Genomic DNA, 23242 nt, shown 5'->3' with positions numbered 1-23242 from the left:
ATTGTTGAATGAATTTTAATTAAATGATGTATGTACAATAATTGTATGTATTATGAAAATAGATGAAGCATTGAACATTGAAGGCATATTGCCGGGAGTAAAGGGAAGCAGAGCTTTCCCAAAGTATAAAGAGCGTTATTTCGATCCATTTATAATGCTTGATCATATCGGCAGCTCAACCTTGAAAGTTCCGAACTTTTCCTTGGATAGCAAGGATGGAGCTCATCCTCATCGAGGTTTTGAAACTGTGACGATTTTGCTGGAAGGCAAAATGGAGCATCGAGATTCCATGGGCAATAGATTTTGGATGAAATCAGGCTCCGCCTTGCGTATGAATGCGGGCAAAGGAATTGTGCATGGAGGGGGAATGGCTTCGGATGAAGATTCAGGAAAATTTCATGAGATGCAGCTATGGGTGAATGTGCCAAGCGAACGAAAAATGTCGGAACCAAGAATAGAAGTGGCGGTGAAAAGCCAAATACCAGCTATTGAATTTGAAGGAGGCGAAATGAAAGTAATTGCAGGAGAATTGGAAGGCAGAAAAGGAGCTTTGAATTTAGTCTCAGAGGCAAGCATTGGAATGTTGCATGGTGATCAGCTTTGTGAAATGGAATTGTCAAGCATCGATTCTCAAAATACATCACTGGTCTATGTGCTTGAAGGAGAAATTGAGATTAATGGGAAGAGCGTTAAGGCCAAGCATTTGGCTGAACTGGATAAGGTTAAGAGCGCATTGCGTTTGAAATTCAATGAGAAAAGCATTGCCTTGTTGCTGACAGGAAAACCTATTGGGGAGCCTATAGTATTGGGCGGTCCATTTGTGATGAATACTCAGGAAGAAATCAATCAAGCCTATGAAGATTTCAGAAAAGGACATTTTGGCTGGATAAACTGATATGAAAGTCAGGAAATACATTCCATGATTTAAAAAGACAGAAGAATTCTATCAAAACAATAAATTAAAAACGACGAGGCGAGGCCTCATTTCAAAACAAAAACTATGAAAAAGTTCACTTTATTCGCAATGGCTGCGATTGCATTAGCGGCTGTAACTATGGCTTTCAACTTTGCAAATGACTCAAAAGATGAGAGCAACCCGGGCAGGAATTATATTCCGAAGAATCCTAAGACTGACAATTTGCTGACCTCGGAAAATACAGTTTTGCTGGTAATCGACTGGCAAGAGGAGATGTTGGGGATGGTTAAAAACATTGACAGAGAGGTCTTGACTAATAACATACAGGCGATGGTGAAAACTGCAAATGTGTTTGACATACCAGTAATTGAGACTACCATCGGTGTTGAGTTGGGTGCCAATAAGCCTACTGTAGAGAGCATCAAAGGCGAGATCAGCGATGATGTTGAGAATATCGACAGAATCTCTTTGAATGCTTGGCAAAATAAAGCCGTGATCGACGCTGTGAAAAAGACAGGTCGCAAGAAGATATTGATGACAGGGCTTTGGACATCCGGTTGTCCGACTTATACTACGCTTGATGCTTTGGAGGATGGTTACGAAGTGTATGTGCTAACGGACTTGATGGGAGACGCGACTGTTGACGCGCATAATAGAGCTATCGATCGATTAGTGCAGGCGGGAGCTATTCCATTTACTTGGGAAGGAGCAGGAGCTGAAATCCTGAGAGCATATACGCACCCTAAAGCTATGCAAGATGACGAGGTCGAAGGAGGATTTGTGGGAATCATGGTGGAGCATTTTTATCCTTTTGCTGGAAAGTATTAGTGAGAGTAATGAAGACGCTTGCAAAGATTGCGGGCGCTTCATTACTATAGCTTTTTGAATTTATGCTGGATAATGCAGGTTCACGACTCAGTTGTGAACCTGTTGGTCTTTAATGGATTATCGTTTTGCTTAGTATTCATTTTTTGAAATTGGAATTTAATAACTCAGCATTTAAGAGGATCAGAGCTGCCAAGAGCTTGAGGTTAGCATCGGAGAGTCGTACCCAGCGAGAGTGTGTCATTAGATGCATGAGATTAAAACTCGGGGTGGATAATGTTAAAATCGATTGTTTAACCAAGTATATTTAAATTAAAAAGTATTAATTTACTTAAAGTAATATAAATATAGGGATATGAATAATAAATATTATCGTTTGATACCTGGCAGAGGATCAAATTTGGATACACTTGAAAGAATAGCTTCTGTCGGTGTGACAGATAGTGCAGCTATGGCTTTGTTTTTAGATGAAGATGTAAAATTGGAAGTTGCATCTGATATAGTAAGCTTCATCTATAGCGATGATGCCAAAAGCTTTGCCAAAGAATGGACTATGCAGTTTTTTACACAAGAGCAGACACATCCAGAGCGTAATGATGACTTTATTGCCTATGACCATAGAGGGCCGAGTGGCATTTTGATATCAGAACGCCTTTATAACGAGATCACCAGAACAGAAAATGGCAGTCCTGTATATAATTTAGGACCTGAAGAATCTTATCAATTTTACAAAGTAAAAGTACAGTTTGAGAGTGATTCTAATAAGTATTTCACTTATTATCATTTGAAGTATGACGAAGAGTTGTTTTTGCAATATCTTGATATGGAAAGATGCCAGCTAGCCTATTGGAGAGATTCACATTATGAAGGCAGGCAAGAATTTCCAGCTAAATTGGTGCAATTCATTGAAGGTAGAAACGATTATAAAAAGATTGGTTTTCTCCGAAGACAAATGGAAAGGGATGAAAAAGGTGAACGTATTATTCCCGGCACAGGAGAAAGAGCGGACTATGTTGGCTATGGCAGAATGTCCTTGACAGCTGATTTCCAATTTGACATATGTGAGGTTGAGTTTAATGGTCTTTGCATCAGCGAGAAGCTAAAAAATGCCATCGAGGCTCTTCCCGAAGACGAAAATCGAAAGCATAATTGCAGAATCTATGACCTAAACGAAGGCTTCGAGCTGGAGATCCAAAGTACTTAAGTCGAGAATTTTAACTTTAAGCTGATTCATAATAGAGTTATGCTCCATACGAGACTAGTTTAGAAAGTTAGGAATTGAAAGTGCGGAAGATTTTAAATGCTGGTTCGTCATCTCTGATGCGAACCTACTCTTATTTGGCATCTCCGATGCATATTTTAAACTCGGATCAGAGATGCCGTTTAAATAATAGCTCACATCAGAGAAATGAACAAGCGAAGAATTTTGGTTAGTATCGGAGAGACGGAATCAGCGAAAAGTCATGCAAGATGATTAGATTGAAGGGGGATTTGCGGGAATCATGGTAGAGCATTTTTATCCCTTTGCTGGAAAGTATTAGTGAGAGTAATGAAGACGCTCGCAAAGATTGCGTGCGCTTCATTACAATAGTCTATGGAATTTATGGATTTAGTTTAAGCTTTCAAGTTCATCTTCATCTTGGAAATGAATTTGTTCTAAATGATTCAAGATCGTTTTAGCGCAAAGCGGTATGTTGGATCCTGGACCAAATACTGCATGAACTCCTGATTCGTATAGATAGTCATAATCGTTTGGAGGAATAACACCGCCCGCAAAGACCATGATATCTTCTCTGCCTAGTTTTTTCAATTCACTGATTAGTTGCGGAATGAGCGTTTTATGTCCAGCTGCCAAACTTGACGCGCCAACAGCATGCACATCATTTTCCGCGGCTTGACGCGCAACTTCCTCAGGAGTAAGGAATAAAGCACCGACATCCACGTCAAATCCCAAGTCCGCCAAGGTCGTAGCTACGACTTTCGCTCCTCTGTCATGGCCATCTTGTCCCATTTTGGCGATCATCACACGAGGTCTTCGTCCTTCTCTTTCGGCGAATGAATCGGATAAATTCTTAGCTTCAGTGAAATGCTTGTCTTGAGCCGCTTCTTTGCTGTAAACGCCCGATACTGAACGAATCACTGCCTTGTGACGGTTGAATTTTTTCTCAAGGGCGTCGGAAATTTCACCCAATGTAGCTCTGTGCCTTGCAGCTTCCACAGCTAGTTCCATAAGGTTGCCTTGCCCTGTTTCTGCAGCATTTGTCAAATTCTGCAATGCCTGTTCAACAGCATTGTTGTTTCTGTTGGCTTTAAGCTCTTTGAGTCTGTTGACTTGTTGCTCTCTTACGATGGTATTATCTACTTCAAGCAGCTCCAAGTCAAGCTCTTCGCCGGTTTGATATTTGTTGACACCGACAATCGTGTCTTTCATCGAATCAATTCGGGCTTGTTTTCTAGCTGCCGCTTCCTCGATTTTCATTTTTGGCAAGCCTGTTTCGATGGCTTTGGCCATGCCGCCAAGTTCTTCGATTTCTTGGATTAATTTCCAAGCTTTTTCAGCGATTTGCTCGGTAAGGTATTCGACATAATAAGAGCCGGCCCAAGGATCTACTACTTTGCAAACATTGGTTTCTTCTTGTATGTAAAGCTGGGTGTTACGAGCTATTCTAGCCGAGAAATCCGTAGGCAAGGCTATCGCTTCATCCAGCGCATTGGTGTGCAAAGATTGCGTATGTCCAAGTACAGCGCCCATAGCTTCGATGCATGTGCGGGATACATTGTTGAAAGGGTCTTGTTCGCTCAGACTCCATCCGGATGTTTGGCTATGAGTTCTCAGCGCCATGGACTTAGGATTTTTGGGATCGAATTGTTTGACAATTTTAGCCCAGAGCATTCTAGCCGCTCTCATTTTTGCAATTTCCATAAAATGGTTCATGCCCACAGCCCAGAAAAATGAAAGCCGGGGAGCGAATTGATCTATTGTCAATCCCGAAGCAAGACCTGTTCGGATATATTCCAAGCCATCCGCCAAGGTATAAGCAAGCTCGATATCAGCGGTGGCTCCCGCTTCCTGCATATGATATCCGGAGATGGATATCGAGTTGAATTTAGGCATCTTGTTGGCGGTGTACTCAAAGATATCGCCAATGATTTTCATGGAAGGCTTTGGTGGATATATATACGTATTTCTCACCATGAATTCCTTCAAAATGTCGTTTTGAATCGTTCCGCTCAATAGTTCTTTGCCTACTCCTTGTTCTTCAGCGGCTACGATATAAAAGGCCATCACTGGAATTACGGCTCCATTCATTGTCATGGATACGGACATTTTGTCCAATGGAATCTGGTCGAATAGCACTTTCATGTCTTCCACAGAGTCGATGGCAACTCCAGCCTTGCCGACATCGCCTTCCACCCTTGGATGGTCTGAATCATAACCTCTGTGAGTCGCTAAGTCAAAGGCTACCGATAAGCCTTTTTGCCCGGCGGCAAGGTTTCTTCGGTAGAATGCGTTGGATTCTTCAGCAGTGGAAAACCCCGCGTACTGTCGGATCGTCCAAGGTCTCATGACATACATGGTCGAATAAGGTCCTCGCAAGAAAGGAGGCAGCCCCGCGCCATAGTCAAGGTGTTTCATATTCTCAATATCCTTTTTTGAGAAAAAGGATTTTACAGGAATGTCCTCAGCAGTATTCCATGAATTTGCTGTATCGTTATTATTCGCGTCTTTTTGATTCGAGTTAGGCGAATAAGATGTTTCTAAGTTAGAAAAGTCTGGTCTCATAAGATAATAGGTTTATTGGATGACACCAAGTTTGCGTTGAATTTCTGTCAACTCATTGATCGCATTGGTTTTCACATGGATATTTCCATCAAGTCCCGCTGATTTTAGCGTATCTAAAATATCAACAGGATTTCCGGCCAGCACGAGCAATTTGTTGTTGTTTATGGCTTTAAAGGTTTCCAAATAGTTCACACCTTCGTTAGCGTAATCTTGATCAGATCCGCAGATGACTACAATGCTTGCATCTGAATTTGCCGAAGCTGTAGCTGCCTCTAGAGCCGAGTTGAAATATTTTTCTTCAATCTCAAATCCTGCCGTGCCGAAGAAATCGCCTGAGAATGTTGATCTTGCTTTTCTCATGGCAGGGTGTCCGTAAAGCGATAGAAGCACTTTGGGTCTTTTGTTGCCATTGAGCACATACCTTTCGGTATTTTGTCTTAATTTATCAAAAACCGCAGACGCTCGATGCTTACCAAGGCCAAGGTTTTCTTTTGGATCGGTAGGCTGCACAGATTCGTTGTTGTTTGGATATCTGTTGGTGCCAACGATTGTTGTTCTTCTTGAAGAATACTTGGCGTATTTGTCTTCTCTTACATGCGAGATAAGCTCGGAGATGATTCCTTTCTCGTAAGCACTGGTGAAGCCATTATGCTTTTCAATGGTTTTGAATAAGTCCAATGAGCTTTCGATGATATTCTTCGTCAGGTTTTCGATGTAATACGAGCCTCCTGAAGGATCAGCGACTTTGTCAAAATATGATTCCTCTTTGAGCAGTCTTGAAATATTGTAAGAAATTCTCTTGCTGAATTTATCGGATCTTGCGAATGTGTCGTCGTAGGCGTCAATGATCAAATTGTTCGCGCCGCCAAGCACGGAACTCATGGCTTCGGTTGTATTGCGAAGCATGTTCACATGAGGATCGTAGATGGATTTTGACCAAAAGGACGAAGTAGCCGTGATCTTTATATTTTGGCCATTGATATCTGTAGAATATACGGATAACATGTCGATGACCGCAATTCTTAAAGCTCTGAACTTGGCAATTTCATGGAAATAGTCAACTCCGACAGGTGTGATCAACTGTACTTTGTCGATAATATCCTCAACGGAGATTTCTTGGCTTTCAAGCAGGTCAATGGTTTCAACGATTTTGTTGAGTGTGAAAGCAATTTGCTGCACATGATTGGCTCCGGCGTCGCCAAATTCTTGGCCTGAAATCACAAAGCATGACAAATTCGGGCATTTGGAGACCATTTCGATGGCTTGGGCGAGTCTTTGAATATTTTCTTCGCTCACCTTCGCGCCTGAAGTCATCTTTTTAAGAACATCTGCCTCAATGAATCCATTGAGCTTATTCAAGTCAAAACCATTTTTGTCAGCATACTCCAAAAGCTCGAAAGCTATTCTGGCTGGATTCTTAACATTTGTGAAAGCTATGGAGATGCAATCGATCTCTACGCCTTTGAAAACCGTTTTGAAATCCAGGCTGATGACATTTTTCATGTCGAAAACAAATGCTTCAACGGAGTTTTGCAGTCCTTCGTGGACTTCCGCATGCGCTTGTTCATTGCTCTCGACATTGATTTTCATGAAGTTCGTCCACTGTCGAGGCGAGGGGTCTGATGCAAAGTCTGTTTTCAGACTATTTTGAATGATAGAAGTGTAGTCTTCCTCAGGCAAGTCTTCTTTGGTGTAAAATGGTTGAATTTGCTGTCCATTTTCAGTTTTCCAAACAAGCTTTTTATTGAAGTCGGCTCCTTTCAAGTCAGCTATCACTTTTTCAACCCATGCGTCTTTTCCTGTTGGGCTGAATTCTGAAAAAGTAAGGGGCGAGTTTTCCATATTTGATCTCTATTTCGCTTTAAAAAATTTGTTGCCATGCATCAGCAGGCAAATGATATCCGAGCCTGAAAAGAGTGATTTGTTAGGCTCGGATGGTGAATATTTTATACTAGTTCGGTATTGGATGCGGAAGCATATACACCGAATATTCTTCCAAATCTTTCTCTTGCAGCTCTTTCCAAGCTTTCTCTGTGTTCAGGATGAGCGACGTTGATAAGTGCATGAGCTCTTTGAACCAAGCTTTTTCCATGTAATTCCGCTATGCCGAATTCAGTGATGACATATTGCGCATGAGCTCTTGTCGTTACGACGCCTGCGCCTTCTTTTAGCGTAGGGACAATCTTGCTAATGCCTTTATTGGTGTTCGCAGGCAGTGCTGTGATTGCTTTTCCGCCATTGGACAATGCCGCTCCTCTCATGAAGTCCATTTGGCCTCCAACTCCCGAATACATGCGTGTGCCGATTGAGTCGGCGCAAATTTGTCCAGTGATGTCAACTTCTATGGCTGAATTGATGGCCATTACATTGTCGTTTTTTCTGATATTGGCTGTATCGTTTACATAGCCGATATTCATCATTTCCACCATTGGGTTGTTGTCCATGAAGTCATAGAGCTTGCGCGTTCCCATGGCGAAACCTGAGGTGATTTTTCCTCGGTTGATATTTTTCTTCTCGCCATTGATAATGCCTTTTTCCACAAGTTCAATAATTCCATCGGAGAACATCTCCGTATGTATGCCGAGGTCTTTATGATTATTCATGTAGCCTAGCACAGCATTTGGAATACCTCCGATCCCCATTTGCAAAGTCGCGCCGTCAGGGATCAAGCTTGCGACATTCTTTCCGATTTGAGCTTCTTGTTCTGTGGGAGGATTGATTTTCATTTCATAAACAGGGTCTTCCACATTGACCATAGCGTCAATCATGCTTTCATGAATGATAGCGTCTCCATATGTTCTAGGCATGTTTGGATTCACCTGAGCAATGACAATTTTCGTAACTTCCAAAGCAGGCTTGATAATATCTATTGATACGCCTAATGAGCAATAACCTCTTTCATCAGGCGGGGAAACATGAATCAAAGCGGTATCAATCGGCATTTTGCCGCTGCTGAATAACTTAGGAATGTCGCTAAGGAATATAGGTATATAAGTGGCGCTGCCTTCATTCACATATTTTCTGATATTGCCTCCGATAAAAAAGGCATTGGTATGAAAACTATTCAAATACTCAGGCAATGCGTAATTGGCAGGTCCTTCCGTATGCAAATGCACGATTTCAACATTTTCCAAATATTCAGCTCTTTCCGTCATGGCTTGGGCAAGCGTCATAGGAGTTCCTGCTCCTCCTTGGATAATAACTCTTGAATTGGATTGTATAAGCGATGTGGCTTCTTGAGCGCTAACAAATTTATTCTTCATGATTTGTTGTTGGTTAAAAAATGCCTGTCGGCACTAGAGACATGGGCCTTTTGCCCATGTCGCATGTTTGAAAAAAAATATATTAGGTTGAGTCGTATCAGTTAAGAAAGCTGAGCAGTATACCAGCCGCTACTGCCGATCCAATTACTCCGGATACATTTGGAGCCATGGCATGCATTAGCAAGTGGTTGGAAGGGTCTGATTTAAGTCCTTCATGTTGCACTACTCTGGCGCTGTCAGGCACAGCAGAAACACCAGCGGCTCCGATGAGCGGATTGATTCTGTTGTTTCCTTTCAAGAATGCGTTCATGAGCTTTGCCGCAAAAAGTCCGCATGCGGTGGCTACGCAAAAAGATAAGGCTCCAAGCCCGAAGATTAACAGAGAATCCTTAGTGATAAACACATCAGCTTGAGTCGAAGCTCCGACAGTAACACCAAGCAATATCGTTACAATATTGATCATTGAGTTTCTGGCAGTATCCGCAAGGCGGTTGGTGCGAGTGGACTCTTTAAGCAAGTTTCCGAAGAACAACATGCCAAGCAAAGGCAGAGCGCTAGGCGTAATCAATCCGCAAAGTATCAAACCGATAATTGGGAATAAGATTTTTTCTGTTTGGCTAACGCTTCTCGGCGGTTTCATTTTGATCTTTCTATCTTTTTTGGAGATTAGAAGTCTCATGATTGGAGGTTGAATTACCGGCACCAATGCCATGTAAGAGTAAGCGGCTATGGCTATCGGGCCAATAAGGTTTTTCACTGTAGTTCCATCCGGCAAGATGTTCACGCCATTGGCAAGCTTTGAGGCAAGGAAGATCGATGTTGGTCCGTCAGCTCCTCCGATGATGCCAATTGCTCCCGCTTCAGGCAAGGCAAAACCAAGGTACAATGCGCCTAGGAATGTCGCGAAAATCCCAATCTGAGCTGCCGCTCCCAGCAGCATGAGCTTTGGATTGGCGATAAGCGTTGAAAAATCGGTCATTGCGCCAATTCCCAGAAATATCAAGGGAGGGTAAATACCTTTCACAACTCCAAAATATAGGTAGTTCAATACCGATCCGCTTTCATAAATGCCAATTTGATTTCCAGCTACAAATGGAATGTTTCCTATTAGTATGCCTGTGCCGATAGGTATTAGCAACAGCGGCTCATAATCAAATTTGATGGCCAAATATATGAAGATAAGGCCGATGAAGATCATCGCAATGTTTCCAATGGAAGCATTAAGAAAGCCTGTGTTTCCAAAGAACTCCAACAGGCCGCTTTGAACTTTGTATACGATCAAGCCCAAAGCGCTATTCGAACCAGCAGATACATTCAAGCTGGATAGAGTTCCTATAGTTGATTCGCCGGCAACAGCCCATATGATTCCTATGAGGCTGAATATTCCGGTCAATGTTAATATCCTTTTCATATCATTCTATCCTAATTCCACCATCACATCTCCTTGCAACACATTGTCACCGGCTTTTACAGAGATAGACTTTACTACGCCTGCATTTTCAGCTCCAATGCTGTTTTCCATTTTCATCGCTTCCATCACCAACAGGATATCGCCTCGATTTACTTGGTCTCCTTCTTTGATTTTGATTTCCAAAATAGTTCCAGGCAGAGGAGCGGTTACCTTTTTGACTTTGTTGCTAGGGCCTGTGGCAGGCACTTCGGCTTTTTTGATCGGGGATCTTACGATTTTAGGAGTTTTAGAGGCGCTTAGCTCTTTTTCCATTTCTACCGTGTAGGCAGTGCCATTCACCTCAAGCTCAATCATATTGCCTTCGGCGGAATGGATGTCCACAGCATACTTATTCCCGTTTATCTTGAATTTATATTGTTTCATTTCGAAATTTTTTATCTAACCTGGTGCGTTGAATAAATTTTAGAACTCCAAGGGGAGTAGGCTTTTGGTTGTTTGTTGATGGTTAGAGTTGTTGACTCATCGTCATGCAGTTCATTCATATACATCTGTATTGCGGCTGCGATGGCGGCGTTTTCCTCTCCAGGCAAAGGTTCGGTGTTAATGCGTTTCATTAGCGTTTCCTTTTCCTTCTGAGTCTTGGCTTCCTTGAGTCTGTCAGGCAAAGTCATCATGAAAGGCATGACAAAATGGAAAAACAAAGCCAGAGATGTTAATGCCATGAATACCACCAATATGCCCGTAAGCGAAATGGCCAAGCCTTCTTGTATTGCAAGTGATTGATCCATATTATTGATTTATAATGGTATGTTGCTGTGCTTTTTTGGAGGATTATGATCTTTTTTATTCGCTAATGCTTCCAATGCTCTGATCACTCTGAATCTAGTGTTTCTTGGCTCGATGATGTCATCGATATAGCCGAATTTTGCGGCTTCGTAAGGATTAGCGAATTTCTTAGTGTACTCTTCCTCTTTTTCTTGAACATATTTCACTTTCTCCTCATCCGATTCGAGTTTGGAAATATTTCTTCCTTCAAGGACCTCTACAGCTCCCTTAGCTCCCATAACAGCGATTTCCGCCGTAGGCCAAGCGTAATTGATATCGCCTCGAAGTTGCTTGCAACTCATTACATCGTGAGCTCCGCCATAAGATTTTCTTAGAGTGATAGTTATTTTAGGAACGGTAGCTTCTCCATAGGCAAAAAGCAATTTCGCTCCATGCACGATGATGCCTCCATATTCTTGATTGCTGCCCGGCAGGAATCCCGGCACATCAACCATTGTTACCAATGGAATATTGAAGCAATCACAGAACCTAACGAATCGTGCGGCTTTTCTCGACGCTTCTATGTCTAACACACCTGCAAGGTGCGAAGGATTGTTCGCTACCATCCCTACAGGGCGGCCATTGAATCTGGCAAATCCTACAATGATGTTTTGCGCGTAGTTGCGGTGCACTTCCAAAAATTCATTGTTGTCAACTACTTCGTGGATGACATCATGCATGCTGTATGGCTTGTTTACATCCTCAGGGATGATCTCATTCAGCGTGTCTCCAAGTCTTTCGATAGGATCATGGCTTTCCAATATTGGAGGATCTTCGAGATTGTTGGATGGAAGATAGCTAAGAATCTTTCTGGTCAACAATATTCCTTCTTCGTCGTCTTGCGACATGAAATGAGCGACTCCGGATTTGGTCGCGTGCATATTGGCACCGCCTAAATCGTCGGTTGATATAACTTCACCTGTAACGGTTTGAACTACTTTTGGTCCCGTCACGAACATGTAGCTGTTTTCCTCGCTCATGATGATGAAATCTGTGAGCGCTGGAGAATATACCGCACCGCCGGCGCACGGCCCAAATATTCCAGAGATTTGAGGAATAACGCCCGAGGCCATGATGTTTCTTTGGAAGATTTCCGCATATCCAGCCAAGCTTCGAACGCCTTCTTGAATACGAGCGCCTCCAGAATCATTTAATCCGATGACAGGAGCTCCGACTTTCATGGCTTGATCCATGACCTTGCATATTTTCTGAGCGTAAGTTTCTGAAAGCGAACCACCAAAAACAGTGAAGTCCTGGGCAAAGACAAAAACAATTCTTCCATCCACAGTTCCTCGTCCAGTTACAACACCATCGGAAAGATACTTTTGCTTGTCAAGCCCGAAAGATTTTGTTCTGTGAGTTACGAACATGTCGAACTCTTCGAAGCTGCCTTCATCCATAAGCAACTCAATTCTTTCGCGGGCTGTCATCTTGCCTTTGTTGTGCTGGGCATTGATGCGTTTTTCACCACCTCCCAATCGAGCTTCGGCTCTTTTGTCGATAAGCTCTTTTATTTTAGCTTGGTTTTTTTCCATTGCGATAATAGTCGCGTTGATAGCTTCGTTGTGAAAACGATATCAACGGATTAAAAGATTAATAATATTTGACGTTATGCTTGAATTTTGCATTGGTCAAGTTCTCTGCTTTTTCTTGAAATTATTTCGAAAAAGATTAATTGTTGTTTTCGCAGAGTTCTGTAAGTACTCCAAAAGTGGATTTAGGGTGTAAAAATGCGATGTCAAGTCCTTCAGCTCCTTTTCGAGGCGATTTGTCGATGACTTTAACGTCTTTGGCAACAGCTTCGTCCAGATTTTTCTGGATGTCTTTCACTGCGAAAGCAATATGATGAATTCCTTGGCCTCTTTTTTCAATGAATTTGCCTATTGGTCCATTCGCTTCCGTAGATTCAAGCAGTTCGATCTTAGTGTCGCCAACTTTGAAAAATGCTGTTCTCACTTTTTGCTCCTCAACTTCCTCGATGGCATAGCATTTCAAACCCAGCAATCCTTCATAATAATCAATAGCTTCTTTAAGATCATTTACAGCTATGCCGATATGTTCAATGTGTGAGATGTTCATGATTAGTTTAAAAATTTAAATTAAAAAATATAGTTTACTAAGTGCCATTATTGCACAAAAATTCATAATTTCGAATAATCACACCTTCTTCTCGAAATCATTCTCAAAGTAGAGAAATCCATTTCGTGATTCATTTAGCTGAGTCATTCGGCTTTAGGAATTATATCAAAACTTAAATTGATAATTGTCATGAAAAGAAGGTTCAGACCGGAAGAATACGCCCAGAAGCTGCTGGAGGGCGATATAGTGATGTTGAGTCAAGCGATTACATTGGTGGAAAGTAGATTGGAATCGGATCGCTTAATTGCAGAGAAGTTGATGGAAATCATATTGCCGCATGTTGGAAAGTCAATAAGAGTGGGGATCACTGGTGTGCCCGGTGTTGGCAAGAGCACATTTATAGAGAGCTTTGGTAGTTTGATAGCGAATCAAGGCCATAAGCTGGCGGTGTTGACCATTGATCCCAGCAGCCAAAGATCTGGAGGCAGTATATTGGGAGACAAAACTCGTATGGAATCTTTGTCCAATCATCCGAATGCCTATGTGAGACCTTCAGCATCGGGCCATTCATTGGGAGGGGTTCAGGAAAAAACACGTGAAACTATGTTGTTATGCGAAGCTGCGGGATTTGATGTGATTTTGATAGAAACTGTTGGAGTTGGCCAGTCGGAGGTTGCCGTTGAAGGAATGGTTGACTTTTTCTTGTTGCTAATGCTATCCGGGGCAGGAGATGAATTGCAGGGTATCAAAAGGGGAATTATGGAGATTGCCGACTCTTTGGTGATTACCAAGAGTGATGGTGACAATATAGATAGAAGCAAGTTGGCCGCGAGGCAATATCAGAATGCATTGCATTTATTTCCTCCAAGCGATTCAGGTTGGATTCCTAAGGTCATGACTTGTTCGGCTGTGGAGAATTCAGGGCTTGATCACATATGGAACACTATAAAAGAGTATGAGTCTTTGTGCAAAAGCAATGGGTATTTTGGAGAGAAAAGAGCGTCTCAAAATCTAAAGTGGCTGAAGGAGAATATTCAAAGCAAACTGAATCAAATGTTTTATCAAGACGAGGGCATGGCGTTTTTGATGAAAAATATCGAAAGACAAGTGAGCAATGATGTTTTGCCAGTGAATGTTGGGGTAAGGCAGTTGATGGAGTATTTTTTAAACAATAGAAAAGAAGGTGTTAAGGATTGAGTTGATCTTTAATTTTGCGACTTGATCAAAAACTATTGTTTTTTTCGGTTAATTTTTGTGACATCATAAATTAAATTTGGTGTTGAGCGCAAATTATAACTTTTTGATTTGGGTAATATTTGCAAGGTTTGAGATAATTTTTTAAAATTAGAGAGCGATAAAACTCTGGGATGCGATTGGCCAAAATCGATTATTTCGGAGTTTTTTCATTTCGCAATCCAGAGTTTTTAAAATAGCATCTCAATGGACGCATCAATTTCAAAAAGGAAAAATCGCCTGCGAAGCGTATTGGAGGAAATATCTAAAGGGGTTTATGAAAAGGAGGAAGCGATTTCGCTGGCTTTGCTATCCGCTTTGGCTAATGAAAGCTTGTTTATGATTGGCCCGCCTGGAGTAGGCAAGAGTATGGTGGCTAGGCGATTGAAACTTATTTATGAACAATCGAATGCTTTTGAGTATTTGATGAATCGCTTCAGCACTACCGATGAAATTTTTGGGCCAATTTCCATTACCAAGCTGAGCAAAGAAGATAAATACGAGAGAATCACCAAAGATTATTTGCCGGATGCGACCATCGTTTTTTTGGATGAAATATGGAAAGCGGGTCCGGCTATACAAAATACTTTATTGACAGTTCTCAATGAGCGAGTATATAGAAATGGCGACAAGACGGAACTAATTAAGATGAAGGCCTTTATCGCCGCATCAAACGAACTTCCTGAAGAAGGGCAAGGTCTTGAGGCTTTATGGGATAGGTTTTTAGTTAGATACGAGGTTTCGAATATTCAGGACGAAAGCCTATTTTATCAAATGATTTCAGATGCTGAAATTCAAGAGCCTTTGGTGACGAATGGATTTAGCGATTACGAACTGAATCAATGGAGTCAGCTTGTTGACCATATTGAAATGCCCAAGTATATATTGGAAGCATTGACGAATGTCAGAAAATTGATCCACAAGCATAATGTGGAAGCCGTGAATGCTGAAAAGATTTATGTGTCAGACAGAAGGTGGAAGAAGATGGTCAGATTGATGAAATATTCCGCTTTTCTGAATGACAGGGAAAGTGTCTCTTTTTCCGATTGTTTGTTATTGTCTCATTGTCTATGGAATAAGAATGATCAATTTGATTTAGTGAAAGGGTGGTTGTTGCAGGTCGTTGGAAATATTGGGCTGTATGAAAAGTTTGGATTGGAGTCTGCCAAGCAACAAATAGCTCAGTTTGACGAATTAGGCAAGCGCTTGACCCGAGAAGAGAAAATGGTGAAAAAAGATGTACCTAAGTTGGTGGATGGCGAATACTATTTGCTTGAAAACTCTATTTTTCCCCATAATCGAATATTGGCTGACGATTTTGATATTTTGGGGCATACGGTGGTTCCTTGTCGTTTGTATGCGGCTTCCGCTGATTTTGAAACCTATCAAATTTCTAGATTGTCGAATACAGAGCTTGAGGTTTCTATGAACGGCAATAAGCATAATTTCAGATTAAGATGTGTTAGAAAAGAGGCGAAAACACTTATCCCCAAACGATGCGGCTCAAGAGAATTGAAATCCTTGGAAGAAAAGTATCGTAGGCTAAGTGTGTTTTTTGAGCATACCCAAGATGAGATAACATTCATACTCAATTCAGAAGTGGATGAACATAAAGGCCATTTGTTTTTATCTAATGATTTAAAGAGTGCCTACAAGCTTAAGGTCCATAGTATATCAGCGGAACTTGAGGGAATGGTGAGCGAGTTGAAAAAAATGATGAAGTCTTATGGAGAATCTCGTTAATGAACTGTTGGAGTTCAAGTTTTTTGGAATGATGGGAGAAATATCCGAACGGGAGATGCTATCGGATTATCTTATGCACTTGTTGAAAGTAGGCGAGTTTGGTGACGCGTCCAAAATCGAGGGCACGTTTGAGTATTGTCGTACGATGTTGGATACATTCGCCGATACTCCTGAATTGAAAGATGCTTTTGTCAAATATCCGGATATTAGAGAAGAGTTTGTAAGAGATTTGCTTATCCATAATCAAAAAGTAGAGCGTATTCACCGTTGGTTGGGAGGCAGCGTTTCCATGGGGCATTTGTCTATGGCAATGGTGTTGCCTGCTGTTAAATTCCGATTTTTAGCTTCCGCGTGGCATAAAGCAGGAAAGTGGATCAATAGGCTTTTGAAGTTTTTAGCCAGGCTTACCCAAGGCGCGGATAAGGCAATGATAAATTATCATTCTAAAAAGTTTCAGCGAAACTTGAGAAAGAAAGTCAAGAAATATGATCAAGCGGTGGATTCATTGGATCCGTTTATCAGCTTTTTAGGTAGCTTTGACAAGGAAGGAACTTTGCAAAAAGTTGACTTTGATATTGAGAAGCATTGCGATATGTTGCTTCAAAAAGAACTATTTCTAAAGGAGCTTTCAGAAATATTAGGGCAAATCAATACGCTGGAAAGACAAGCTATGATCGAAGACCTTGATCAGGTTGAATTGGGAAGCATAAAAACCAAATGTGAATTTTCAAAAGAGGAGATTACGGATATTTTCCCCGGGGATCGATTGGATAGCGTTTTGCCGGTGGAATTGGCTTATTTGTCTGAAGCCAATACAGAAAGGGTTTTTTATCAAAAATATGTGGAAAAAAGGCTTTTGTCGTACAAGTTTGAGGGAAGTGTGGTCAAGCCTGAAATGCGAAGATCTCAAAGAGAAGAAACTTCTTTGGTTCATGAGAAGGGGCCTGTGGTCATATGTCTTGACTCAAGTGCTTCTATGATGGGAAAAGCCGAGTTATATGCCAAGTCAATAGGAATGTATATTCTTCGTCAAGCATATATCCAAGGAAGAAAGTGTTATTTGGTTACTTTTGCGAAAAAAGTGTTGGTCAAAGAAATTGATCCAAAAACGATGGATTTGGATGCGATAATCATTTTGTTGAAACAGTCCTTCCATGGAGGCACAGACATAAATTCGCCGATGGAGGAGTGTCTTAATATACTTAGAAAAAAGGATTATGAAGACGCCGATGTGCTTATCATTACGGATGGTCAATTGCCGGCTTTGAAAGATCGATTGAGATCTCAAGTGGAAAGCGTTCGCAGAAAGGGAAATCGGTTTTTGCATTTGGCAATTGCGAATCAATCATACGCCAAGAAATGGACTTGTTTTGATGCTGATATTCATTTTCACCCGAATAGAAAAGACAATCTGAAAAAATTAGTTTTGAAATTAAGGAGTATGGCTAAATAGCTCAAAATCAATAATTTTTATTGTGATTAGAGATCGCTGGATAATTATTTTTTAAGAGCTTAAAATGTGGAATCTTTTTTTAAACATGCTCACAAGTAAACAGAATGCTTCATCGTTCTAAAGCTGACAGTAATGATTTTTAATTTCAGTATTTATGATGAAGCGAATAAGTTTTATTGCGCTATTCTACTTTTTTATAGCGCAAGCCTTCTCACAGTCCTTGGTTGAAGGAAAATGGTCTCAAATCAGAAGAGGAAATGTCAATTGGACGGAAAAGTCCGTAAGCTTGAAAGAATGTTTGCTTGTGTATGATGATTCATATGCATCTCCTATGCGATTTTCTTTTGAGGCGGAAGTTCCAAAAGGTGTGGAACAAGTTCAGATCTGGGGTGGGTTTGGATACAAAGATCGTAATAATCGATATGCTATCGGATTGAGAGGTGGCAATAACAATGATATTTATCTAAACAGGTACACTTCTGGAGGAAATGATAAAATGCTGGGCTTGGAGAAGCTTGATTTTAATCCAAAGCCCGGAGAGAAGTACAAGATCACAGTAGTTCAAAATGGATCACGAATTTTGGTTTTTTTGAATGATGAGAAATTACCTAGAATATCCGTGGAGGATGATCTTCCGATAGTGGATGGGCAAATTGTCTTGGGTGGCGGTTGGTTGCCTGTAAACTTCTCTGAACCTAATGTAGCTCGTATAGATGAAGCAGAGTTTGAAGCTTTAGCTTCTTTGGATATTTATGAACGCCCGCAATTATCAGCTCAGCAAAAAGAAACGTTGAGACAAAAACAAAGAAAATCGTACAAGACAAAAAAAGTAAAGCTTGAGAGTGGAAGAACAGAGGTTTCTCTAGACGGAGATTGGCTGTTCATGCCTACTTATGAATCTGGAGAAGGTAAAAGTTCTTCAGTGCCGAGCGAGCTGGATGATGATTGGCATGTTATGCAGGTCCCGTCATTTTGGAATTTGGCGGGCAATTGGAATCATCAATCCGTGAAAAAGAAAACTTATGGCGCTTCTGACAATTATTTGGATGAGGAGCATAAGAGAGTGGAGTCTTATACTTTTGATTCTGATAAAACTAGGTCTGCTTGGTATAGGCAATGGATAGACATGCCCAAAGATTTAGGAGACAGAAGGTTTTCCTTGCATTTTGATGCCGTGTCAAAGGTTGCTGAAGTGTATGTCAATGGCGAGTTGGCAGGTTCACATGTTGGAATGTTCGGGGATTTTGAAATAGATGTGACAGACAAGATCAAGCCCGGAAAAAACTTGGTGGCTGTCTTGGTGAGAGCAAGAGATGAGGAACGAGCTGACGATGCTGATGATAATGTGACTGTGGCCGTAACCATAGAAGTGAGCAACGATATGGTAAATTCATTGCCAAGAGGAATGTTTTATGGAGAAGAAGGAGGCATTTGGCAACCAGTGAAATTGGTCGCTACTGAAAAGGCGTATATTTCAGATGTGTTTGCAAATGTAAGAACAGATGGCGGAGACATGGAAATTGAGTTGAAAAACATGGACAACCGATCGAGAACTATGAATGTTGGGATCGAGCTTTATGATCTGTCCACAGGCAAGTTGTTTTTCAAGAGCGAGAGAAAAAAGTCGATTATGATCGCTGTTAATGGAACAGGAAAGATTGTATGCAAGACTGGAAAAATAAATCCGAAACCTTGGACACCGTGGTCGCCGAATTTATATAAATTAAGAGTTTTAGTAGAAAATGATGGTCAACTTTTAGATTCAAAAGACTTGAATATTGGGTTCAGAACCTTTACCAAGGAAGGAAATAAGTTCTATTTGAATGGAAAAGTATTTCACGCATGGGGAGCAAATCATCCTCCTTGCGGTATCCGGCCAAACGATGAAAAGCTGGCGAACAAGTTCATGAAATTCATGAATGAAGGGAATCAATTATCAACGAGAACTCACGGAAGTCCATTTACTAAAGTTTGGATGGATGCGGCTGACAAGCAAGGCGTGGCGGTAAGTTATGAAGGCAGTTGGCCTTGGATGATGATTAAATCTAACTTTATGCCAAACGAATCGCTGTTGAAAATATGGAGAGAGGAACAACTGGCATTAGTCAAGAAGTATAGGAATCACCCGTCTATTATGATGTGGACTATAAATAATGAGATGTACTTTCCGATGTTTTCTCACAATGAGACCAAGGAATTCAAAGTGAAGAAATGGACTGTAATTTCAGATGTGATCAAAGAGATTCGAAAATTAGATCCCGGAAAGCCGATTTCAGCGGATTCTGGCTATGGAAGATTGCCGGAGGACTATGAGCAAAATCTTAAGCCTAATGGCATTGACGATGGAGATGTGGATGACAGGCATATCTATTTCTGTTGGTACAACAGGGATTTTTATCAAATATATAAAGGAGAGTGGGATAAAAGAATGTATTGGACTCCTGGAGCCAATCCAGACAGGCTTTTTTATAGCCAGGAAGCGTCAACAGGATATCCGAATAATGATGATGGACATTTTACCAGAAAGTACATTTTCGATCATTATGTGCCGCATGCATACATTGGTGATTTGTCTTGGGAAGATAGGGATCCAAAATACGGTTTGGAAAGGCATGCGCTATTGACCAAGGAGTTTGCTGAAACCGTGAGACGAACAAGTCCAGAGTCTGCTGGTCTGAACCTATTTGCCAATTTGACATGGTTTAAAGATGTGATTTACGCTGATAAAATCCAGCCTTACCCAGTGCTTGACGCTGTGAAAATGGCTTATTCGCCTGTATTAGTGAGTGCTGAGTTGTATGCAAGACATTATTTCTCGGGGACAGATTTTGCTTCACGAATAAGCATTAATAATGATAGCCATGATGGCGAGTCCATTGAGAATGCGAAGTTGAAGTGGAAAGTATCCCATGAAGGTGTTGATTTGATCTCAGGTGAAGCTGATGTTCCAAAGACAGAGCATGGCGGACAGTCATTTGTTGACATTGAAGGAAAGCTTCCATTGGATTTGCCAGTAAGCAAAGCTGATTGTCAATTTGAGTTGGAGCTATGGAAGGAAAACAAGAAAATTTCCTCCAATGCCTACCCTGTTCTTGTTGCGGAAAGAGCTTGGCTGGAGGTGAAAGAAAAATTGGAGGGTAAAAAAATAGGTTTGTATGACGCAACTGGAGAGACCAAACAAGCATTTGAAAGTTTAGGTATTGATTTTATTGAGTTGAAAGATTTGACTCAGACAAGAGTTTACGATGTCGATGTATTGGTTGCGGCTAATCTTGATTCTCAATATGAGGAGTTCTACAACCTTGGCGATTTATCAACTATGGCATCCAATGGAACAGGTGTTTTATTATTGCACCCGGCTCATCATATGGAGCATATGATGGCAGGCGATTTCAATCATTATTATTTAAGAAAAGGACGATTTGCGAATATGTCTGAAGAGGATCATCCTGTATTTGACGGAATCAAACGAATGGAAATGAGTTGGTGGACAATGGGTGAAAATGAAGTCCTTGGAATAGTGAGAAGATCATTTTGTATTGATCCTGACTCTAAAAGCGTAAAACCATTGGCAACATTTATTCGAACGCATTCATACCTAATGGGAGCATCCAAATATTTGCCAAAATATAGCGGCGCTCCTATGGTTGAGATTGACAAGGGTGGTAATGTTATTATCGCCAGCGAGTTGGAGTTGAATACAGCGGAGAATGACCCTATTCCAGCGAAATTGTTAGTCAATGTGCTGGATTATTTGATTGAAAAAGGAAAGTAGAATGAAATTAATTCAGTAGTATAACAAAGCTCGCTTTTTAATTTAGGCGAGCTTTTTTAATTATTACTCCAGTAAGTTGTAGATAAAAAAATCTGCGACTCGATTTGCATTTCAGGTTGAGTCGCAGAAATATTGATGTCTAAACAATTAGAGTACTGTTAGACGCTTAATGTGCGATATTCGTTTTTTATTGGAGTATCGCGTTGTGTGAAAATATTATAGGCCGGCGATATGCTGGGGGCATACGCCAAGCCTATGATAGATAAGTGGAACTTACTTATTTTCTTTTGGCTGCAAGAATTTCTCGGCGATTTGATCAATGCTAAAACTTGCAGGGCGTTGACTTGGCGGATATTCAATAAATGTGCTTAGGAACTTTGCCATTTCATCTTGAGCTTTGTATAATAAGAATGCGCGATCTAATCTGAATTTCTGATAATTGTCAGAATGCTCTATAGCTCTTTCAAATGGATCCCTTCTTAGATTGATTACATGAGGAACTCTTAGCACTGTGAAAGGCTCTGCCCAAACGTCAAGGCCTTTGGCTCTTTGTTCCGCGAAAGCCATTTTCCAATCTCCCATTCTCATTCCTACAGGCATGCCGTCATCATTGAAATAGAAGAAGTTCTCGCGAGGACCTTTGTCATCCTTGCCGGTAAGGTAAGGCAAGAAGTTGTAGCCATCCAAGTGGTTGCGGAATGTTTTGCCATTAGCTTCAAATTTTCCATCCAATAATTGTTGCTTTACATTTGGATTTCCGGCGGCGGCTAGCAATGTTGGAGCCCAGTCAAGGTGAGACATTACTTCGTTGCTGATTTGCCCAGATTTGATTTTTTCAGGCCATCTGACCATGGCAGGCACTCTGTATCCACCTTCCCAGTTGGTGTTCTTTTCAGATTTGAAAGGAGTGATTGCTCCGTCAGGCCACATGTTGAAGTGAGGACCATTATCTGTGGAATAAATTACGATCGTATTTTCAGCTATCCCCAATTCGTCCAGAAGGTCTAGCAGCTGTCCAACCATTTTATCATGTTCCATCATGGCGTCGTTGTAAAAGCCTTGCCCTGATTGACCTTGTATCTCAGGTCTTGGATATGTCGGAAAGTGCATTCCAGTAGTATTGAACCATGTGAAGAACGGTTGATCGTCGTCGACTTTTTCTTTGATAAAATCGATAGTGGCGTTCAAGAATTCCTCATCACAGGTTTCCATCCTTTTCTTCGTCAATGGACCTGTATCTTCGATTTTTCCGTCCGAAGTGGATTTTAGAACTCCTCTAGGGCCAAATCTTTTGGCGAATTCAGGATCGGTAGGATAATCGGGATGTTCAGGCTCTTCCTCAGCATTTAGGTGATAGAGGTTTCCGAAGAAAATGTCGAAACCATGATTCGTAGGAAGAAATTCATCTCGGTCACCCAAGTGATTTTTTCCGAATTGTCCTGTTGCATAGCCCAAAGGCTTAAGCATTTCGGCGATTGTCGCATCCTCAGGTTGAATGCCCAATTCTGCTCCAGGCATGCCTACTTTGGTCAATCCCGTTCTCACTGGAGTTTGACCTGTGATAAAAGCCGACCTTCCTGCGGTTGATGATTGCTCAGCGTAGTAATCAGTGAATCTGATTCCTTCATTGGCGATTCTGTCGATATTTGGTGTTTTGTATCCCATTATACCGTCAGAGTATGAGCTTATATTGGATATTCCTATATCGTCACCCCAAATGACTAGAATGTTGGGTTTGTCACTGTTTTTGGAAGGTTTAGCAGTTGATTCTTGAGCGAATGCACTTGCTAACAAAGCAGCTCCCAAGCCTGCTCCGTTCAATATTTTTGGTGCTTTCATTGTACTAATTTGTTGTTTGTACAAATATATTGGGATGAAATCCTTCTTGTTGCTCCAAAAAAGTGTGCTGTTATCCGATTATATCGCGTTAACAAA

16 protein-coding genes are annotated in these 23242 nt (G+C 41.2%); 7 read left to right on the top strand and 9 right to left on the bottom strand.

Translation table 11 applies throughout. The features are described 5' to 3' along the window. Positions 1 to 52: 52 nt before the first annotated feature. From AABK36_RS13340 to AABK36_RS13330, 3 genes are all read left to right on the top strand, one after another. Positions 53 to 895, top strand: coding sequence for a pirin family protein (locus AABK36_RS13340; RefSeq protein ID WP_309938418.1), 843 nt, complete (start codon positions 53 to 55; stop codon positions 893 to 895). Positions 896 to 1000: 105 nt separating this feature from the next. Beyond that, entirely contained in the window at positions 1001 to 1744 is a 744-nt protein-coding gene (locus AABK36_RS13335; protein ID WP_309938419.1) for an isochorismatase family protein, read from the top strand. A gap of 352 nt (positions 1745 to 2096) precedes the next feature. Then, the gene (locus AABK36_RS13330; RefSeq protein WP_309938421.1) at positions 2097 to 2945 is read left to right on the top strand and encodes a hypothetical protein; all 849 of its coding nucleotides are present in this window, start codon (positions 2097 to 2099) and stop codon (positions 2943 to 2945) included. 405 nt (positions 2946 to 3350) lie between these two features. Here the strand turns inward: AABK36_RS13330 and scpA are convergent, their stop codons facing one another. The 8 genes from scpA to mce all read right to left on the bottom strand — a co-directional run bounded on the left by scpA (position 3351) and on the right by mce (position 13103). After that, on the bottom strand, positions 3351 to 5525 hold the full coding sequence (scpA, locus tag AABK36_RS13325) for a methylmalonyl-CoA mutase (protein WP_309938422.1): 2175 nt from the start codon (positions 5523 to 5525) through the stop codon (positions 3351 to 3353). Positions 5526 to 5537: 12 nt separating this feature from the next. Then, positions 5538 to 7367 (bottom strand): methylmalonyl-CoA mutase family protein, encoded by a 1830-nt coding sequence (locus AABK36_RS13320; RefSeq protein WP_309938423.1) that lies wholly within the window; start codon positions 7365 to 7367, stop codon positions 5538 to 5540. A 104-nt stretch (positions 7368 to 7471) separates the two neighbouring features. Continuing rightward, entirely contained in the window at positions 7472 to 8788 is a 1317-nt protein-coding gene (locus AABK36_RS13315) for an acetyl-CoA hydrolase/transferase family protein (protein WP_309938424.1), read from the bottom strand. Between the two features lie 97 nt (positions 8789 to 8885). After that, complete coding sequence (locus AABK36_RS13310) at positions 8886 to 10199, bottom strand: sodium ion-translocating decarboxylase subunit beta (RefSeq protein WP_309938426.1); 1314 nt, start codon at positions 10197 to 10199, stop codon at positions 8886 to 8888. Positions 10200 to 10205: 6 nt separating this feature from the next. Continuing rightward, a complete protein-coding gene (locus AABK36_RS13305; protein WP_309938427.1) occupies positions 10206 to 10622 on the bottom strand; it encodes a biotin/lipoyl-containing protein in 417 nt (138 codons plus the stop codon). Positions 10623 to 10633: 11 nt separating this feature from the next. Further along, the gene (locus AABK36_RS13300; RefSeq protein ID WP_309938428.1) at positions 10634 to 10987 is read right to left on the bottom strand and encodes an OadG family protein; all 354 of its coding nucleotides are present in this window, start codon (positions 10985 to 10987) and stop codon (positions 10634 to 10636) included. A gap of 9 nt (positions 10988 to 10996) precedes the next feature. Continuing rightward, the gene (locus AABK36_RS13295) at positions 10997 to 12559 is read right to left on the bottom strand and encodes an acyl-CoA carboxylase subunit beta (protein ID WP_309938429.1); all 1563 of its coding nucleotides are present in this window, start codon (positions 12557 to 12559) and stop codon (positions 10997 to 10999) included. A 136-nt stretch (positions 12560 to 12695) separates the two neighbouring features. Continuing rightward, on the bottom strand, positions 12696 to 13103 hold the full coding sequence (gene mce, locus AABK36_RS13290) for a methylmalonyl-CoA epimerase (RefSeq protein WP_309938430.1): 408 nt from the start codon (positions 13101 to 13103) through the stop codon (positions 12696 to 12698). Positions 13104 to 13292: 189 nt separating this feature from the next. Between mce and meaB the strand changes: the two genes are divergently transcribed. The 4 genes from meaB to AABK36_RS13270 all read left to right on the top strand — a co-directional run bounded on the left by meaB (position 13293) and on the right by AABK36_RS13270 (position 21307). Continuing rightward, positions 13293 to 14300, top strand: coding sequence for a methylmalonyl Co-A mutase-associated GTPase MeaB (gene meaB / locus AABK36_RS13285; protein WP_309938431.1), 1008 nt, complete (start codon positions 13293 to 13295; stop codon positions 14298 to 14300). A 243-nt stretch (positions 14301 to 14543) separates the two neighbouring features. Next, positions 14544 to 16079 (top strand): AAA family ATPase, encoded by a 1536-nt coding sequence (locus AABK36_RS13280; protein WP_309938432.1) that lies wholly within the window; start codon positions 14544 to 14546, stop codon positions 16077 to 16079. Continuing rightward, complete coding sequence (locus AABK36_RS13275; protein WP_309938433.1) at positions 16063 to 17532, top strand: VWA domain-containing protein; 1470 nt, start codon at positions 16063 to 16065, stop codon at positions 17530 to 17532. The genes AABK36_RS13280 and AABK36_RS13275 overlap by 17 nt, the downstream gene beginning before the upstream one ends. Positions 17533 to 17686: 154 nt before the next feature. Next, positions 17687 to 21307 (top strand): glycoside hydrolase family 2 protein, encoded by a 3621-nt coding sequence (locus AABK36_RS13270; protein WP_309938434.1) that lies wholly within the window; start codon positions 17687 to 17689, stop codon positions 21305 to 21307. Between the two features lie 273 nt (positions 21308 to 21580). Here AABK36_RS13270 and AABK36_RS13265 read toward each other — a convergent pair whose 3' ends face one another. Then, complete coding sequence (locus AABK36_RS13265) at positions 21581 to 23146, bottom strand: arylsulfatase (protein ID WP_309938435.1); 1566 nt, start codon at positions 23144 to 23146, stop codon at positions 21581 to 21583. Between the last annotated feature and the right edge of the window lie 96 nt (positions 23147 to 23242).

It is taken from the genome of Aureibacter tunicatorum (assembly GCF_036492635.1).
Lineage (GTDB): Bacteria > Bacteroidota > Bacteroidia > Cytophagales > Cyclobacteriaceae > Aureibacter > Aureibacter tunicatorum.
This window is presented reverse-complemented; position numbering and strand designations above follow the sequence as displayed.

Coding starts and splice junctions, on each gene's coding strand:
- scpA (WP_309938422.1), bottom strand. CDS start 5,525: ATGAGACCAGACTTTTCTAACTTAGAAACATCTTATTCGCCTAACTCG.
- AABK36_RS13295 (WP_309938429.1), bottom strand. CDS start 12,559: ATGGAAAAAAACCAAGCTAAAATAAAAGAGCTTATCGACAAAAGAGCC.
- AABK36_RS13315 (WP_309938424.1), bottom strand. CDS start 8,788: ATGAAGAATAAATTTGTTAGCGCTCAAGAAGCCACATCGCTTATACAA.
- AABK36_RS13280 (WP_309938432.1), top strand. CDS start 14,544: ATGGACGCATCAATTTCAAAAAGGAAAAATCGCCTGCGAAGCGTATTG.
- AABK36_RS13340 (WP_309938418.1), top strand. CDS start 53: ATGAAAATAGATGAAGCATTGAACATTGAAGGCATATTGCCGGGAGTA.
- AABK36_RS13310 (WP_309938426.1), bottom strand. CDS start 10,199: ATGAAAAGGATATTAACATTGACCGGAATATTCAGCCTCATAGGAATC.
- AABK36_RS13270 (WP_309938434.1), top strand. CDS start 17,687: ATGATGAAGCGAATAAGTTTTATTGCGCTATTCTACTTTTTTATAGCG.
- AABK36_RS13300 (WP_309938428.1), bottom strand. CDS start 10,987: ATGGATCAATCACTTGCAATACAAGAAGGCTTGGCCATTTCGCTTACG.
- AABK36_RS13335 (WP_309938419.1), top strand. CDS start 1,001: ATGAAAAAGTTCACTTTATTCGCAATGGCTGCGATTGCATTAGCGGCT.
- mce (WP_309938430.1), bottom strand. CDS start 13,103: ATGAACATCTCACACATTGAACATATCGGCATAGCTGTAAATGATCTT.
- AABK36_RS13305 (WP_309938427.1), bottom strand. CDS start 10,622: ATGAAACAATATAAATTCAAGATAAACGGGAATAAGTATGCTGTGGAC.
- meaB (WP_309938431.1), top strand. CDS start 13,293: ATGAAAAGAAGGTTCAGACCGGAAGAATACGCCCAGAAGCTGCTGGAG.
- AABK36_RS13330 (WP_309938421.1), top strand. CDS start 2,097: ATGAATAATAAATATTATCGTTTGATACCTGGCAGAGGATCAAATTTG.
- AABK36_RS13320 (WP_309938423.1), bottom strand. CDS start 7,367: ATGGAAAACTCGCCCCTTACTTTTTCAGAATTCAGCCCAACAGGAAAA.
- AABK36_RS13265 (WP_309938435.1), bottom strand. CDS start 23,146: ATGAAAGCACCAAAAATATTGAACGGAGCAGGCTTGGGAGCTGCTTTG.
- AABK36_RS13275 (WP_309938433.1), top strand. CDS start 16,063: ATGGAGAATCTCGTTAATGAACTGTTGGAGTTCAAGTTTTTTGGAATG.